Consider the following 15,690-nt stretch of genomic DNA (forward strand, 5'->3'; position numbering starts at 1 on the left):
TTAATTTAATTATTTAACTGATGGTGTACCTAACCAACCAATAATTTCCTTAACTGTGTCAACGATTGCGTTGTAACCTGGGTTAAGTAACTTACGTGGGTCGTAACCCTTACCGTTTTGGTCGCCACCTTCTTCAATGTACTTGCGAGTTGCAGCAGCAAATGCAAGTTGGTTTTCAGTGTTGATGTTAACTTTTGAAACACCTAAGCTGATAGCTTTTTCGATTTGTTCTTGAGGAATACCTGAACCACCGTGTAATACTAATGGTGTGTCGATTGCATCAGCAATTTCCTTCAAGCGATCGAAGTTTAAACCTGTCCAGTTTTCTGGGTATGGTCCGTGAATGTTACCAATACCACATGCAAGGTAGTCACAACCTGTAGCAGCGATAGCTTTTGCTTCTTCAACGCTAGCTAATTCACCAGCACCTACGATACCGTCTTCTTCACCACCGATTGAACCAACTTCAGCTTCAACAGAGATACCTTTAGCGTGTGCTAATTTAACGATTTCTTTTGTCTTTTCTAAGTTTTCATCGAATGGTAAGTCGTGACCGTCGAACATAACTGATGAGTAACCAGCTTCGATACATTCTTTAGCAGCTTCATAGTTACCGTGGTCTAAGTGCATTACAACAGGAACTGTAATGTTCATTACACGCATTTCTTCTTCAACTAAAGTCTTAACTAACTTGTAGTCACCCATGTACTTAGCAGCACCCATTGATACTTGGATTAAAACAGGTGTGTTTGTTTCTTGTGCACCTTGAAGAATTGCACGAGTCCATTCTAAGTTGTTTGTGTTGAACGCACCAACAGCATAATGACCTTTACGAGCGTCATTAAAAATTGCGTTACCGTTTACGAATACTGACATAATTCAGCCTCCTAAAAAATTTACATCTTTTTACTCTTTTGAGTACATTTTAATTTTAACACATTTTTTGTTTAATAAAACAAAAAATATCATTAATTTTAAAGAAATTTATCCGTTTTCAAAGTTTAAAATGTTAATTCAGTGATTTTTCCATTCTTTTGATAAATAACCCATTCTGCTAAATTAACAATATAGCCATTCATACGTCCTAAATGTAAGACAACGTCCATATAATCAAGTCCTTCAGCAGCAAATTGTGGATTTCTTTGAATTTCATCAATAATTAACTTGCGCACGTGACGCCGAACTGCACGCGTCTCTTGGGTTGCTTGGGCAATTTCAATTGCTTTTTGTTCATCGACAGTCGTGACAATTTGCATCATTTCTTGTAAATTACGAATTGTTTTTTGACTCATTTCTAAAGTTATCTTTTCGATTTCTTCATGTTGCATTTGTTCATCAATGCGTTTAACGGCTTTGGCAATTGCAACAGCATGATCGGCAATTCTTTCAATATCTGAAGTTGATTTTAATACCGCAATTACTTTACGTAAGTTCGTGGCTACGGGTTGTTGTAAAGCAATTAGCTGACTTGTTCTCTTTTCGAGTTTAATTTCATACTCATTAATTTTTTCATCATTTTCAATCACTTGTTGGGCTAACTCTTCGTCATGTTTATCATAAGCCTCAATTGCCATTTCAATTGCTTTGGCCGTTTCAAACCCCATATCAATATAATCGCGATGAATATGTTTCATCTGTCTTAAAAATCTTTGATTCATATTTAACTCCTAACCAAATTTTCCACTTAAATAATCAATTGTTTGTTTTTCTTTTGGATTAAGAAACATTGTTTTTGTGGTATCACTTTCTATTAAATTTCCATCTAAGAAAAATGATGTTGTATCTGAAATTCTGGATGCTTGTTGCATATTATGAGTCACCATAATACATGTGTAATCATCTTTTAGTGTTAAAAGCATTTCTTCAACTTTATCAGTTGAAATTGGATCAAGTGCACTTGTAGGTTCATCAAGTAAAATCACCTCGGGTGAATTTGCAAGTAATCTGGCAATACAAATTCTTTGCTGTTGCCCTCCAGATAATGCAAGCGCATTTTTCTTTAAATCGTCTTTAACTTCATCCCAAATAGCTGCTTTTTTTAAACTTGTCTCTACGGCTTCATCTAAGATATTTTTATCCTTTACTCCGGCCATTTTTAATCCATAAGTAACATTGTCATAGATTGAAAATGGAAACGGATTTGGTTGTTGAAATACCATCCCTACTCGTGTACGCAATTCAACTAAATCCATCTTTTCATCATAAACATCTTGACCATTTAATTGAATATCACCTGTAATTTTAACGTTATCAATCATATCATTCATTCGGTTTAACGTCCGTAAATATGTTGATTTTCCACAACCTGATGGTCCAATTAAAGCGTGAATTCCCTTTTCTTTAAAATTGAGATTAATACCTTTTAGTGCTTCTTTTTGACCATAGTAAAGGTGTACGTTTTTTGTTGTGATAATTTCATTTTCTAACATTTTCATCCATCCTATCCAAAGTTTCCTGAAATATAATCTTCTGTTAGTTGAATTTTAGGACGTGTAAAAATATCCTTTGTTGCATCATATTCGATTACATTTCCCATGTGGAAAAATCCTGTATAATCACTGATACGTGATGCTTGTTGCATATTATGCGTGACGATAATCATTGAAAAATCTTTCTTTAAATCTAACAAGGTTTCTTCTAATTTTAATGTCGAAATTGGATCAAGCGCGCTGGCTGGTTCATCTAACAAGAGAACATCTGGCTTCATTGCAATTGCGCGTGCAATACATAATCTTTGCTGCTGTCCGCCTGATAATGCTAAGGCACTTGAATCAAGACGATCTTTAACTTCATCCCAAATGGCTGCTTGCTTTAGGCTTGTTTCAACAATTTCATCTAATTTACTTTTATCTTTAATTCCATTTTCTTTCAAACCAAATGTTATATTTTCTCGAATTGATTTTGAAAACGGATTTGGTCGTTGAAATACCATCCCAATTTGCTTTCGCATTTCATAGACGTTGATATCAGGACGATTAATATCAATACCTCGATACATAATCTTTCCTTTGACTGTCGCTACACTATCATTCATCCGATTTAATGAACGCAAATATGTCGATTTTCCCGATCCTGAAGCGCCAATTAATGCGGTAATTTTATTTTTTTGAAATTCCAAACTTCCATCAAAAAATGCTTGTTTGCTTCCATAAAAAACATCTAAATGCTCCGTTGAAATTGCCGTTGTATCCGGATTATCAAATTTTTTAATGTATTTTTCTTCTAAATTATATTGCATAATTATTACCTCGATGATGTTAATTTAGCATGAATTAAATTTCCTAAATAATGTGCGCCTAAATTAAAAATTAAAATAACAATAATCAAAACCGCGGATGATCCTGCAGAAATTTGGTTTGCATCCGCCATAATTCCTTCAGAATTTATTTTCCAAATATGTACAGCCAATGTTTCTGCTGGACGTAATACATTAAGTGGACTTGCTTCATCAAAAATATTCCAATTACTAAAATCAACCGCGGGAGCACTTTGTCCGGCTGTATAAATCAAAGCTGCCGCTTCCCCAAATACACGCCCTGCACTTAAAACAATCCCTGTAATAATTCCGGGTAGACTTTCTGGTAAAATGATTTTCGTGATGGTTCTCCATTTAGATAATCCTAATGCTAATCCTGCTTCTAATTGTAAATCCGGTACACTCGCAATTGCTTCTTCAATATTACGCGTTAACAATGGTAGATTAAAGAACGTTAAAGCCACTGCCCCGGCAATAATTGAAAATCCTAACTTCATTTCAACTACAAAAACTAAAAAGACAAAGAGTCCTACAACAACTGATGGCAATGAACTCAAAATTTCAATTGTCAACCGAATGATTTCTGTTAACTTGTTTTTTGGAGCGTATTTAGCAAGATAAATCCCAGCTCCTAGTGAAATTGGAAAAGAGATTAATAATGTTAATACTAGTAAGTAAAATGAATTAAATAATTGAATACTTATCCCACCACCAGCTTCAAAGGCCTTAGCTGGAGTTAATAAGAATTTAAATGAAACGTGTGGTAGACCATCGCCTAAAATTTTTCCAATTAATAAGGCTAATAAAATTACCACTAAAAATGCAATTAACCGAATAATATTGATTGCGATTTGATTAAATAACTTATTCATTTTATTATTTATCCTTTCTTCCAATCATTCGAACACATACATTAAAGAATAGTGACATTAATAGTAATACTAAGGCTAATGACCAAAGTGCATTATTGCCCACTGTTCCCATCACGGTATTTCCAATCCCCATCGTTAACACACTAGTTAAAGTTGACGCTGGCGTTAATAAACTTGTTGGTAATAATGATGCATTTCCAATTACCATTTGAACAGCAAGCGCTTCGCCAAAAGCACGCGCCATTCCAAAAATAATTGCTGTATAAATTCCTGAAGATGCTGATCTTAAAGTAACATGATACATTGTTTGCCATTGTGTTGCCCCTAAAGCAAGAGAAGCTTGGCGATAATGCTTAGGAACAGCTTTTAAGGCATCGACCGTCAAAGATGTAACTGTTGGCAGCGTCATGACAAATAAAACAGTAGCCCCTGCTAAAATTCCATATCCTGATCCGCCAAAATGATTACGAATAAACGGAACCACGACGTTTAATCCAATAAAACCGTAAACTACCGAAGGAATTCCGACCAGCAATTCGATAACCATTTGTAAAAAGTTACGCACCTTTTTGGATGATAACTCTGTCATAAATAATGCTGTTCCAATTGCAAATGGGGTAACGATTAACGCAGCCAATAAAGTTACGCCAAATGATCCTAAGATCATTGGTAAGGCCCCTACTAAAGGTTTGCCATTTTTGTCTGACATATTTGGATTCCAAGTACTTTGAGTAAAAAAATTCTTTAGGCTAGCATGATTTTCAAAAAAAGTGGCTAACCCTTTACTTGTAATAAATACAAAAATTGAAATAACCAACATACAAATCAGCAAGGTACAAAAAATAACTAAACTTTTGCCCCATACTTCTTGGTAAGATTCTTTTGATTTCTTTAATATCCGAGCTTGAATTTCGTCTTTCATTGTTTTACCTCTTTATCATCTCTACGTTTCCATCAGCATCTTTTTGAACCTGCATTTTTTCAATTGAAATATATCCTAATTTTTCAATTAAATGCTTTTGAATTTTTTCTGAATTCATGTACTTAATAAAATCTTTTGTTGCTTGATCGCTATTTTTCTTAGTGTACATGTGTTGATATGCCCAAATTTTCCATTTGTTATCGACAACATTTTTGGGAGTTGGCTTAACACCATCAATCATTACTGGGACTGTATCTTTATTTAAATATGAAAATGATAAGTAACTAATTGAACCTGGCGTTGCTTGCACCATTTTTTGTACAGTTCCACTTGATTCTTGTTCTTGAGCATTAATTGCGTCTTTTCCATCTAAAACATCAGCTTCAAATGAAAATCTAGTTCCACTCCCTTGCGCGCGGTTAATTACAATAATTGGGACATCTTTTCCCCCAACTTGTTTCCAGTTTTTATATTTCCCTGTGAAAACGCCTTGTAATTGTTTTAAGGTTAAATTTTTAATACCTGCTTCTTTATTGATCACCGGTGCAATTCCAACAACGGCCACCTGATGATCAATTAATTTATCGGCTTTAATTCCTGGTTGTTGCTTGGCAAAAATATCTGAATTTCCAATGGTTACTGCCCCTGATTGGACTTGACTTAATCCAGTTCCTGACCCGCCACCTTGAACTGTTAATTGCGTTTTGGTTTGAGTTTGTTGATATTCTTCGGCTGCCATTTCAATCATTGGTTGCATTGCTGTTGAACCAACAATAGTGATGTCTTTAGTTTCACTTTGTGATCTGCTACATCCGGCAATTATTAAGCTAGACGTTAATAATAATCCAAGTTTAATAAGTCTTTTCATCAAACTGTTCCTACCTTTTTTCTTACTTTTATAATATATTTTTAGTATAGCTATTGATTGTAAAGACTCTTGGGCGATTATGTAAAGATACTCTTTTCATTTGTAAATATTGTGTAAATAAAAAAGGTTGGATTTCTCATTCCAACCTTTTAAAAACAATCTTTATCCTACGTGATTTTCACGCAAAATTTTATTTACAATTTCTTGCATTTCGGGAGTTTTTACCCATTCATCATAATGATCAAACTGTTCTTGTGGCATTTCAAAATTTTCATTAATATACTTTTCATACTTGATCACATTAGTAGAATGCGGAATGTTTAATTGAACAATCCTTACACTCTTAATCATCCCACGAATCGCAGCTAATTCGGCGCGTCCATTTTGAACCATATTCGAAATTTCAAAATAAGTACTACCATCATTTCGAGTAATTTCTTCAATGAGCGTCAAAACTTCATTACTTTTAGCCATTAATTCTCGCCTCACTCCATATAGTTTCTATAGCCTATTTTAACAGGGATTTTAAAGAAAAAAAAGAGACCGGACCATGTCCAGCCTCAACATAAGAGAGAAAGAGAATTGATTAGAAGGTAAAATTTTAAATACCTTACACTCTTATATTAACACAAATGTAAGCGTTGTCAATGAGTATTTAAATTTATTTTGCGAATTTTCGTTTAATTTAGTATGATAATAAAAGGATATATTTTAGGAGATATATGATGCTATTTATTAACGTTAAACAACTCAAAGCAAGCATTTTTTTAGGTACTTTAATAACGGTTTTCCATCTAATAATAGGTTCAATTAAGCACGAATTCTATTTTATCGCTGCGCTATTTCGTGCTGGAAAACTATTATATCCATTATTTATGTTATTTTTCTATTGGGTAATCGCTTGTGGATTATGTTATTTATTTTTCCGATTACTACATACAATCATTCAATACTATCGCATGAAATAAAAAATCTGGTAAATACTTATCTAACTTAGATAAATATTTACCAGATTTTTTTATTGTCCGATAAAGAATTTTAAAAACATGGATGCAAAACTAAAATAAATTAATAATGAAGTAACGTCACTTAAAGTTGAAATAAATGGTCCTGACGCGATTGAAGGATTTAAATTAACCTTATCCATTAGCATTGGAATAACACATCCCACTAAATTGGCAAAGGTAATCGCACATAACATTGCAACTCCGATTACAAATCCTAAAACAAAATTTGCTTTCCAAACACCGACAATTCCCCAAATAATTAAGCCCGAACAAAAACCAACAATCACTCCGGTTAAGGTTTCATTTAAAATTGTGCTAAACCATGAAGTTTCTTGATCATCATTATTAGCAATTCGCTTAACTGCCACCGCTAAACTTTGGGTTCCGGCATTCCCAGCAGCCCCTGTTATCATTGAAATAAAAACTGCTAAAATTGTTGCCTTATTAATTAAATTTTCATAATGTTCCACCAACAAAATGGTAATAAATCCTAAAAATAGCGGCAACGCTGAACTGCGAAAACGTGTCCACGCATTCATAAATGGATTATCAGTTCCTTGTTCCGTATCAACCCCGGCTAATCCAGAAAAATCTTCGGTTGATTCTTCATCAATAACATCAATAATATCATCAACGTTAATAATCCCAATTAACTTATCATCGTAATCAGTTACAGGTAAAGCAAGAAAATTATAATCCTTAATTGTTTGTGCAACCTCTTCTTGATCTTCAGTAACTTGAACTGACATTACTGGAGTATTCATAATGTCACTGATCATTATATCATCATCGTTAGTTAATAAATCTCGCAGCGTTAAAACACCGACCAATTTTTCTTCATCATCAATGACATAAATGTAATAAATGGTTTCCGCTTCTAAAGCTTCACTTTTAATAATATGCATCGCTGAACGTACGGTTTGATTTCCAACAATATCAACATATTCCGTTGACATGATTGCCCCAGCTGTTTTATCTTCATAATGAAGCATTTCTCTAATTTCTGAGGCATCTTCGCTTGGAATCAATTTAAGATATTTAGCCAAGTTTTTCTTTTTAGCAAAAGCTAAAATATCTACTGCGTTATCAGTATACATGGAATTAATCACTTGTGCTGCATATCTTGGCGTCATTTCTTCAAAGTAACCAGCTAATAAAGCAGGTTCTTCTTCACTCACGTTAAAAATTTCCCCGACTTCATCAGGCGTTAAATAACGATAAACCCGTGCTCTTTGGGCAACATTCAAATCAGCAAAAATTTGAGCTTGTTCATAAACGTGTAAATCTAAAAAAGCAATCCGAAAATCGTGTGCTTTTTGTTCGTCAAGATTTGCAATGATTTTCACTCTCATCTTTTCTAATTCATTTTGAATTTCAGTTGACATCTATTTTCCTCCTTTCTGAATTAATTTATTAAATGTATTTGGCAATTCACTGCGAACACTAATTAAGCGTTCTTTAAAATCATCCCAAAAATTAATCTCACTACAATGCAGCGCTTGTCTTTGCAATGGCATCTTTATTTTTCCACCGTAAAGGGTGTCACTTACAAGCGGATGTCCAATATACGCACTATGGACCCGGATTTGATGGGTTCTGCCAGTGTGTAAACGAATCTTACAGATTGCCATATCTCCTATTTGTTTTTCTACCCAATACTCCGTTTTACTGTATTTACCATCCATCAAAACAGCTCGTTTAATCAAACTCCCAGGCTTGCGGTCAATCGGTAAATTAACACTAAAATGGCTTTCATTTAGTCTATTTGTCAAAATCGCCGTATAGTATTTTTTTATCAAGTGATTTTGTAATTGTTGATCTAATAAGGCGTGAGCATAGCGATGTTTGGCAAACAGCATTGCCCCAGAAGTATCGCGATCTAATCGAGAAACAACATGCGGGATGATATCTTTATTTTGTTGCAACGCATAGTATCCAACTACCCGATTTAACATTGAGTCTGTTCGGTGTAGCGGGGATGGAATTGAAGCAACAAAAGGCGGCTTGTCTACAACCAAGAAATTATCATCTTCATACAAAATCTTAATTGGCACGTATGAAGCTTCGATTGGTTGTTTAAATTCTTCGTTTGGTAACTGTAGACTAACAATATCTCCGTCATTTACTTTATCGATTGTTCTGCCAGAATGTTGATTAACTAAAATTTCTCCGCCACCATAGCGGATTTTAGCTAATAACCTCCGTGAAACTTTTTTATTTCTCAAAAAGGTCTTTAATTTCATTGGAGTTGTTGTTTTAACTTCGAATTTAATTATCATACCCATCACCAATAAATGAATCTTGTACCCGCCGCCAAAAGTGTGTATGGCGATATTTGGCGAAATGAATTTTCTTTTTTGAGACTTTAAATTTAATTTCCGTAATTTTAGACTTTGGATAAGAATCCGAATCAACAGATAAGATAAAGTCTTCGGCTCCTTCTGGTTCTATTGTGATCCAATCATTAGGAGCAATAATCATCGGTGAACTTAATGTTCTAAAAACACGATTATTAATTGAACTGATTTCAGTTAATTGAATCACATTTAATGAAGGATGAACTACAGCTCCTCCAAGTGACTTATTATACGCTGTTGACCCTGTTGGTGTAGCGACACATAGCCCATCGCCACGAAAGCGTTCAAAAAATTCGCCTCCGATATAAACATCTGTCATCATTGTTGTCCCAGAACGTCGTAATACCACTTCATTTAATGCAGTATACACTTCTCTTTGCGCTTCATTTTGATATTTAACTTGAACTTCAAGTAACGGATAACTAACTGATTGACCATTATCAGATTGCAAACTGACTACTAAATCATCAATTTCATCATCTCTCCAGTCAGTATAAAATCCTAAGTGGCCGGTATGCACCCCAACAAAACGAATCTTATCTACTCGATCTTTATATTGATGAAAAGCCGACAATAACGTTCCATCACCCCCAATTGTAACTACAACATCAGGAGCTTGTTGATCAATATCAAAATGACGATCGATAAACTTTTGGATAAGCCTATCTTTAACTTTTTGTGTATGTGGAACATTATTTGCAACAATTGCGACTTTCACTTCTTAACACCTCTATCACTTTCGGTTATTATAATTTTTCTTTTCAGTAAAGTACTGTTGAGCTTCCTTAATATTTTCGTTAATTCTTGACATTTCATTATCTAGCATAAATGCTGCTTCAGCCGCGTTTTTTAATCGCTCGGCAATTTCTGTAGGAAAGTTTCCTTGATATTTATAATTCAATGAATGCTCAATTGTAGCCCAAAAGTTCATTGCTAACGTTCTAATTTGAATTTCAGCTTTCACAATTTTTTCCCCATCAATTTGTTGCAAGGGATATTCAACTACCATATGATATGAGCGGTATCCACTAGACTTATTATTTGTGACATAATCTCTTTCTTCCGTAATTTTCATATCTTTACGTTTACGTAAATCGCTAACTACTTGATATATGTCTTCTACAAACTGGCACATGATTCTAACCCCAGCAATATCTTCCATCTCATCAAGTCTATCTTCTGTTAATTGGCGCCGTTGCATTTTTTCTTCGATGCTTTCGACTGATTTAACGCGTCCGGTTACAAATTCAATGGGCGCGTGATTTTTTTGTTGCTTATATTGCTTACGCATTTCTCGTAATTTAAGTTTTAATTCATTTACGGTTTGTTCGTAAGGATTTAAAAATTTACTCCAATCCATCGCGCATCCCCTCCAATTTTATTGTATTCCTTATTAGTTTACCATATTACTCACAATCGTTGTTAAATTTCAACGTTAAAAACAAAATCTTTGAAATCTTTAAAAAATTTGTTTAAAGTAATATTAAAGACTTGAGTGTAAATTTTTAGGAGGAATTTTAGTGTTAGAGCTTTACTTATTTATCAATCCCCTCGGCAATAAGTGCTATGAAGCTGAAGCCCAAATGCTTCAATTACAAGAAGCTTTTAGTGAGAAAATAAAATATAAATTTATCCCTCTGATTAATATGCATACAATTAATCAAACCACTACTTGCCCAGCTAAAATTGAGTGCCAATCAAAAGACATTTACCAAGCTGCCCTTGATTTTAAAGCTGCTTGTTTTCAAGGTAATAAACGAGGAAGAAACTTCTTAATGAATTTACAACGTTCAATTTTTATTGATAAACGCAGTTATTCGACTGAATTAGTCAAAGAAATAGCAGCCTTGTCCAATTTAGACTGGGAAATGTTTAATGAAGATCGTTATTCAAAACTAGCTATGAAATCAATTAAAAACGATCAAATTTTAGCGTGTGAAATGAATGTTTCTACCCCACCAACTGTAATTGTCTACGATTATCAAACATCTAAATGTGAATCATGCCACGCTTATTCTTTTGAGGGCCTAAGTGCTTTCAATAAAATTTCTGATATCCTTTTAGAACAACATCAAACTCCATTAAAACCATATATGAAAATAAAAAAAGGTTGAGAATTAAATCTCAACCTTTTTTATAACTATTTTTCAAAACTCTTTTCTAATTGATCCAAACGTTTTTCAAATACGTCAAATGCATCTTCCAAATATTTATCTTGGGTCATATCTACACCAGTTTTTTTCATAACTTCAAGTGGATAATCACTACTTCCAGCTTTAAGGTAATCCAAGTAACCATCAACTTTAGTAGCATCCCCACTTAAAATAGCTTGACTTAAAGCACTCGCACATGCAAAGCCAGTTGCATATTGATATACATAGAAATTATAGTAAAAATGGGGAATCCGTGCCCATTCTAAGGCGATTTGTGGATCACTAATTACATCTGGTCCATAATATTTTTCGTTTAATTTTTGATAATATTCTGAAATTTCTTTGGCTGTTAAAGGATTTCCAGCTTGATTTTGTTGGTGAATCCATTGTTCGAATTCTGCAAATTGAGCCTGACGGAAAATTGTCCCTTTAACTCCATCTAAATAATGATTCAAAATGTATTGTTGAATTTCTTTTTGTGGATACTTCTTCAATAAGTAATCTGTTAAAAGATTTTCATTTGTTGTTGAAGCAATTTCAGCTAAGAAAATTGAATAATCTCCATATTGATATGGTTGGTTATGAGTTGTATACCATGAATGCATGCTATGACCCATTTCGTGAACTAATGTATAGAGATTTTCAAGATTATCTTGCCAATTTAAAAGCATGTAAGGTGCTGTATCATATGTTCCTGATGAATATGCCCCACTTCTTTTACCTTGGTTTTCTACAACATCAATCCAACGTTCATCAAAAGCTTCTTGTACATGTTTGGTATAATCTTTTCCTAATACTGATAAAGCTTCAAGTGCTTCTTTTTTAGCTTCTTCGTAGGTGTATGTCAAATGAGCTTTTCCAGTAATTGGAGTATAAATATCATACATGTGTAACTCTTCAACATGTAATAACTTCTTTCTTAATGCAACATAGCGATGTAATAATGGTAAATGCTTATGTACTTGCTTAAGTAATGTATCATAAACACTTTCTGGAATATGATTAGCATATAATGATGCTTGACGTGCTGAATCAAAATTTCTAATCTTTGCATTGAAATTATGTCCCTTTACATGTGAAAGTAAAGTTGTTGCAAAAGTGTGCTTAAATTGATCATATGTTTCATAAAGCTTTTCAAAAGCTTCTTTTCTGACTTTACGGTCAGTTGATTGAATTAAAGTTGCATATGTTCCATGAGATAATTGAATTTGCTTCCCCTCTTCATCTTCAACAATTGGGAACTTCAGATCTGCATTATTAAGAATTTCAAAAACATTTTCTGATGTTTGGAAGATTTCACTTGCAGATGCAAGCATTTCTTCTTTTTGAGCATCAAGTGTATGAGCTTTCATCAAAAGTAAGCCATCAATAAAATGTTTAGTTTCATTTAATTCTGGTTCACTTTCATAGTATTGATTTAAAACTTCTTCGGGTAAGGCCATTAATTCTGGTTCAAACCATGAAGTTGCTTCTTCAAATTTTGTTGCTTGCGCACTTACTAATTCTTGATATCCTTGATATTTTGTATCTGCTGTATCTTGGTCATTTTTCATGCTTGCATACACGTATGCTTTTTCAAATCTTCGCATTAGATCCAAGTATTGATTCAAGACCTTCTTAAATTGATGCGCATCCTTGCTCAAACTTCCTTTAGCTTGTGCAAATTCATTAATTTGAGCATTTAAGTTTTTTAATTCTTGCTCGAAAACAGTATCATCTGCAAAAACCTTTGTTAAGTCCCAAGTTAATTTTTCATCAACTTCACTTCTTTTTGGTAGTTTCTTAATTTCTTGTGTCATCAAACCCCACCTTTATTCTTGAGTTACTATTATAATATTCGATTTTGTTCTCACTTTCAAACATTAATAATATTTTTTCAAGATTAACAAACGGAAGTTGAAACAATGCCTCATTCGCATTTTGCTTTGTAATCTTCTTTATTAGCCAAACAAAATGGTATTGCTGAAATATTGGATAGGCAAAATGTTTTTGTATTAAAAATGGAATCATCCTTTCAAAAATTAACCCATTTTCATACGTCAAGCGCTGCATATCCCGAAAGACTCCTGTTGATTTAAAATTTCCTATATTCAATCTTTGCATTTGCAATGATTGCTGTCTAATATTCAAGCTATAATAATTACTTAATTTCTTTTGGTTAAACAGAAATTTTAATCCCGAAAAGGAACTAGTTTCATAACTTCTAAATTTAACATCTAAAAAATCTGCCATTTGAATATTATAATTAATACTAAGTTTTTTTCTTTCAACATCTACATAGATTAAATAAAATCCCAAATTTGGATGCCAGTGCAAAAATTGCGCAATTTGCTGCGTCATTTTCCTCTTTAAGCGGTGACGTTGTCCAAGAAACCAAAAATATCTTAAATTCTTTTTTTCATACCCTTTTGACCGGGCTACCATTTTTTCCACAGTAATTGGTGAACACTGAAATTCTAGGGCTATTTTGTTATTGATTAATAAATCCGGTTTTTGCTTTAAATCTGATAAATAGGCTTCTAGTTCTACTGTCTCGTATTGCTGTTGTGCCATTTTCATTAAGATATTTTTTCCGTGTAAATGTTCTTTTGATTCTCCTTCAGAAAAAACATTACATTGGAATTTTTGATGAGCAAAATGAGGTACTTTTGCTTGTCCCTGGCGTAAGGTTACCCTATTTTTACAACCTGGACAAAGATACTTTTTTCCTCGAGTCGCTTGCTTAGCGTCTACAATTTTTTGATTTTCTGACAGTGCATATAACAAAAAAATCCCTCCTTACATACAATAAAGTACGTAAGAAGAGATTTAATTTAATTATTTTTTGAAATAGTATCTAGCTGTTTGTAAAGCTTCTGCTCTAATGATTAGCTTGCCGTGTTCCTTTAATAAAGCCGGACTAACTTTTGTTTCTTTACCATATTCAAATGTGATTGCTTTAATATTCATCATTTCAGATTTTGGATAATAACGCTTTGATAATGTCACTTCTAGATAATACTTATCTTTATAATTGAATAAAACTTCTTCTCCATTCGTAATATAAAGGCGTTGGGCTAAGGAGATAAAATCTTCAAAGTTATCAAACTCTACAACATAATGTTCATCTTTAATAAGTTGTTCTTCATCATCGAATTCAGAATGCTTTTGACTCCCCACTTGTTTTGTTTGTACGCCTTCATCATTTAACATTTCAAATAAACTGCGAACATTTTCTTTAAAATCATCAGCATCACTGGTATCATTTGTATCTTCAGTATCAGAAATTTCTTGGCTTTGATCTTGCTATCATCGCCATCATTAAATTGTCCAAAATTTCCTGGAATTTCATCTTCGTTCAAGATTTTAGTAATAATCATTTCAACTCCATCATTTTCACGAGGAATAATTTGAAATGTTACCGCGTCATTTTCTTTAAAATCTTCATCCATATCCACTTCACCTAAAATTGAGTAGAAAAAATCTTCTAACTTCTTTTGATTGCCTAAGATATCCAATACCTCAATTCCACGAGCCGCAATATCTTCTTTATCTAAAATAACACGAATAGTATTATCATTAATCTTAAACATTTCCATAATAATGCCCGCCTTTCATAAATACTAGTTACTATTAATGTTACCAAAAAACTCGACAAAATTACAGAATAAAGCATAAAAAAAGAAGTTGAATTAACTTTGTTTCAACTTCTATCTTTTATCTTATAAATCTACTAAAGCTTGTGCTTTTCTTAATTCTAATGCCCGAACTTCACGTGGTAAGAAACGACGAATTTCGTCTTCATTATAACCAACTTGAAGACGTTTATCATCCATAATTATTGGTCTTCTTAATAAACTTGGATTTGCTTCAACTAATTCATATAATTTTTGAATTGAAATATCATCAATATCAATATTTAAATCTTGAAAAGCTTTTGAGCGACGAGAAATAATTTCTTCAGTCCCGTCTTCTGTCATTTGTAAAACTTGTTTAATTTCATCAATACTTAATGGATTGGCAAAAATATTGCGTTCTTCGTAGGGAATGTTGTTTTCTTCTAACCAAGCACGTGCTTTACGACATGATGTACAACTTGGTGATGTATAAAGTGTTACCATATTTTTAAACCCTCACTTTCTTATTGGGATATTTTAGAATAACATAATCTCACAAGAATATTATACAACTAAATTTAAAATAAAGATATAGCATTTACCAAAAAAATTAATTAACTTTTTGTTAGTTATAACTTAATAAAAATAAAAATATTATA

Annotated in this window: 18 protein-coding genes; 1 reads left to right on the forward strand and 17 read right to left on the reverse strand. The window is 33.0% G+C overall.

Annotated elements, in window-relative coordinates; all coding sequences use genetic code 11:
• Nucleotides 1–9: 9 nt before the first annotated feature.
• The 12 genes from fba to yjbM form a co-directional block, all read right to left on the reverse strand.
• Nucleotides 10–876 carry a class II fructose-1,6-bisphosphate aldolase gene (gene fba, locus JCM14209_RS05445; protein ID WP_025022546.1) on the reverse strand — a complete coding sequence of 289 codons (867 nt, stop codon included), beginning with the start codon at nucleotides 874–876 and terminating at the stop codon, nucleotides 10–12.
• A 125-nt stretch (nucleotides 877–1,001) separates the two neighbouring features.
• Complete coding sequence (gene phoU, locus JCM14209_RS05450; protein ID WP_025022547.1) at nucleotides 1,002–1,658, reverse strand: phosphate signaling complex protein PhoU; 657 nt, start codon at nucleotides 1,656–1,658, stop codon at nucleotides 1,002–1,004.
• A gap of 9 nt (nucleotides 1,659–1,667) precedes the next feature.
• Nucleotides 1,668–2,429, reverse strand: a complete 762-nt coding sequence (gene pstB / locus JCM14209_RS05455; RefSeq protein ID WP_025022548.1) for a phosphate ABC transporter ATP-binding protein PstB — start codon at nucleotides 2,427–2,429, stop codon at nucleotides 1,668–1,670.
• Nucleotides 2,430–2,440: 11 nt separating this feature from the next.
• Nucleotides 2,441–3,238, reverse strand: a complete 798-nt coding sequence (gene pstB, locus JCM14209_RS05460; RefSeq protein WP_035520021.1) for a phosphate ABC transporter ATP-binding protein PstB — start codon at nucleotides 3,236–3,238, stop codon at nucleotides 2,441–2,443.
• A 5-nt stretch (nucleotides 3,239–3,243) separates the two neighbouring features.
• Nucleotides 3,244–4,128 carry a phosphate ABC transporter permease PstA gene (gene pstA, locus JCM14209_RS05465; protein WP_025022550.1) on the reverse strand — a complete coding sequence of 295 codons (885 nt, stop codon included), beginning with the start codon at nucleotides 4,126–4,128 and terminating at the stop codon, nucleotides 3,244–3,246.
• Between the two features lie 4 nt (nucleotides 4,129–4,132).
• Nucleotides 4,133–5,050, reverse strand: coding sequence for a phosphate ABC transporter permease subunit PstC (gene pstC, locus JCM14209_RS05470; protein WP_025022551.1), 918 nt, complete (start codon nucleotides 5,048–5,050; stop codon nucleotides 4,133–4,135).
• A gap of 4 nt (nucleotides 5,051–5,054) precedes the next feature.
• A complete protein-coding gene (locus tag JCM14209_RS05475) occupies nucleotides 5,055–5,918 on the reverse strand; it encodes a phosphate ABC transporter substrate-binding protein (RefSeq protein ID WP_025022552.1) in 864 nt (287 codons plus the stop codon).
• Nucleotides 5,919–6,080: 162 nt separating this feature from the next.
• Nucleotides 6,081–6,392, reverse strand: a complete 312-nt coding sequence (locus JCM14209_RS05480) for a hypothetical protein (RefSeq protein WP_025022553.1) — start codon at nucleotides 6,390–6,392, stop codon at nucleotides 6,081–6,083.
• A gap of 544 nt (nucleotides 6,393–6,936) precedes the next feature.
• Nucleotides 6,937–8,310, reverse strand: coding sequence for a magnesium transporter (gene mgtE, locus JCM14209_RS05485; RefSeq protein ID WP_025022554.1), 1,374 nt, complete (start codon nucleotides 8,308–8,310; stop codon nucleotides 6,937–6,939).
• Nucleotides 8,311–9,204 (reverse strand): RluA family pseudouridine synthase, encoded by an 894-nt coding sequence (locus tag JCM14209_RS05490; RefSeq protein ID WP_025022555.1) that lies wholly within the window; start codon nucleotides 9,202–9,204, stop codon nucleotides 8,311–8,313.
• Entirely contained in the window at nucleotides 9,194–10,000 is an 807-nt protein-coding gene (locus JCM14209_RS05495; RefSeq protein WP_025022556.1) for an NAD kinase, read from the reverse strand. Before JCM14209_RS05495 ends, JCM14209_RS05490 begins: the two co-directional genes overlap by 11 nt.
• A 15-nt stretch (nucleotides 10,001–10,015) precedes the next feature.
• Nucleotides 10,016–10,642 (reverse strand): GTP diphosphokinase, encoded by a 627-nt coding sequence (yjbM, locus tag JCM14209_RS05500; RefSeq protein WP_025022557.1) that lies wholly within the window; start codon nucleotides 10,640–10,642, stop codon nucleotides 10,016–10,018.
• 160 nt (nucleotides 10,643–10,802) lie between these two features.
• Here yjbM and JCM14209_RS05505 point away from each other — a divergent pair, with 160 nt between their 5' ends.
• A complete protein-coding gene (locus tag JCM14209_RS05505) occupies nucleotides 10,803–11,396 on the forward strand; it encodes a DsbA family protein (protein ID WP_025022558.1) in 594 nt (197 codons plus the stop codon).
• Nucleotides 11,397–11,422: 26 nt separating this feature from the next.
• Here JCM14209_RS05505 and pepF read toward each other — a convergent pair whose 3' ends face one another.
• The 5 genes from pepF to spxA form a co-directional block, all read right to left on the reverse strand.
• On the reverse strand, nucleotides 11,423–13,234 hold the full coding sequence (pepF, locus tag JCM14209_RS05510; RefSeq protein ID WP_025022559.1) for an oligoendopeptidase F: 1,812 nt from the start codon (nucleotides 13,232–13,234) through the stop codon (nucleotides 11,423–11,425).
• Nucleotides 13,218–14,201 carry a competence protein CoiA gene (locus JCM14209_RS05515; RefSeq protein WP_025022560.1) on the reverse strand — a complete coding sequence of 328 codons (984 nt, stop codon included), beginning with the start codon at nucleotides 14,199–14,201 and terminating at the stop codon, nucleotides 13,218–13,220. The genes pepF and JCM14209_RS05515 overlap by 17 nt, the downstream gene beginning before the upstream one ends.
• A 51-nt stretch (nucleotides 14,202–14,252) precedes the next feature.
• Entirely contained in the window at nucleotides 14,253–14,627 is a 375-nt protein-coding gene (locus tag JCM14209_RS10400; RefSeq protein ID WP_051523392.1) for an adaptor protein MecA, read from the reverse strand.
• Nucleotides 14,621–15,013, reverse strand: a complete 393-nt coding sequence (locus JCM14209_RS10405; RefSeq protein WP_051523394.1) for an adaptor protein MecA — start codon at nucleotides 15,011–15,013, stop codon at nucleotides 14,621–14,623. The genes JCM14209_RS10400 and JCM14209_RS10405 overlap by 7 nt, the downstream gene beginning before the upstream one ends.
• A gap of 123 nt (nucleotides 15,014–15,136) precedes the next feature.
• On the reverse strand, nucleotides 15,137–15,535 hold the full coding sequence (spxA, locus tag JCM14209_RS05525) for a transcriptional regulator SpxA (protein WP_025022561.1): 399 nt from the start codon (nucleotides 15,533–15,535) through the stop codon (nucleotides 15,137–15,139).
• Nucleotides 15,536–15,690 lie beyond the last annotated feature (155 nt).

It is taken from the genome of Ligilactobacillus hayakitensis DSM 18933 = JCM 14209, assembly GCF_000615845.1.
Taxonomy (GTDB): domain Bacteria; phylum Bacillota; class Bacilli; order Lactobacillales; family Lactobacillaceae; genus Ligilactobacillus; species Ligilactobacillus hayakitensis.

Excerpts from the sequence above, each read along its gene's own strand:
- fba (WP_025022546.1), bottom strand. The coding sequence starts at position 876 with ATGTCAGTATTCGTAAACGGTAACGCAATTTTTAATGACGCTCGTAAA.
- phoU (WP_025022547.1), bottom strand. The coding sequence starts at position 1,658 with ATGAATCAAAGATTTTTAAGACAGATGAAACATATTCATCGCGATTAT.
- pstB (WP_025022548.1), bottom strand. The coding sequence starts at position 2,429 with ATGTTAGAAAATGAAATTATCACAACAAAAAACGTACACCTTTACTAT.
- pstB (WP_035520021.1), bottom strand. The coding sequence starts at position 3,238 with ATGCAATATAATTTAGAAGAAAAATACATTAAAAAATTTGATAATCCG.
- pstA (WP_025022550.1), bottom strand. The coding sequence starts at position 4,128 with ATGAATAAGTTATTTAATCAAATCGCAATCAATATTATTCGGTTAATT.
- pstC (WP_025022551.1), bottom strand. The coding sequence starts at position 5,050 with ATGAAAGACGAAATTCAAGCTCGGATATTAAAGAAATCAAAAGAATCT.
- JCM14209_RS05475 (WP_025022552.1), bottom strand. The coding sequence starts at position 5,918 with ATGAAAAGACTTATTAAACTTGGATTATTATTAACGTCTAGCTTAATA.
- JCM14209_RS05480 (WP_025022553.1), bottom strand. The coding sequence starts at position 6,392 with ATGGCTAAAAGTAATGAAGTTTTGACGCTCATTGAAGAAATTACTCGA.
- mgtE (WP_025022554.1), bottom strand. The coding sequence starts at position 8,310 with ATGTCAACTGAAATTCAAAATGAATTAGAAAAGATGAGAGTGAAAATC.
- JCM14209_RS05490 (WP_025022555.1), bottom strand. The coding sequence starts at position 9,204 with ATGATAATTAAATTCGAAGTTAAAACAACAACTCCAATGAAATTAAAG.
- yjbM (WP_025022557.1), bottom strand. The coding sequence starts at position 10,642 with ATGGATTGGAGTAAATTTTTAAATCCTTACGAACAAACCGTAAATGAA.
- pepF (WP_025022559.1), bottom strand. The coding sequence starts at position 13,234 with ATGACACAAGAAATTAAGAAACTACCAAAAAGAAGTGAAGTTGATGAA.
- JCM14209_RS10400 (WP_051523392.1), bottom strand. The coding sequence starts at position 14,627 with ATGTTAAATGATGAAGGCGTACAAACAAAACAAGTGGGGAGTCAAAAG.
- JCM14209_RS10405 (WP_051523394.1), bottom strand. The coding sequence starts at position 15,013 with ATGGAAATGTTTAAGATTAATGATAATACTATTCGTGTTATTTTAGAT.
- spxA (WP_025022561.1), bottom strand. The coding sequence starts at position 15,535 with ATGGTAACACTTTATACATCACCAAGTTGTACATCATGTCGTAAAGCA.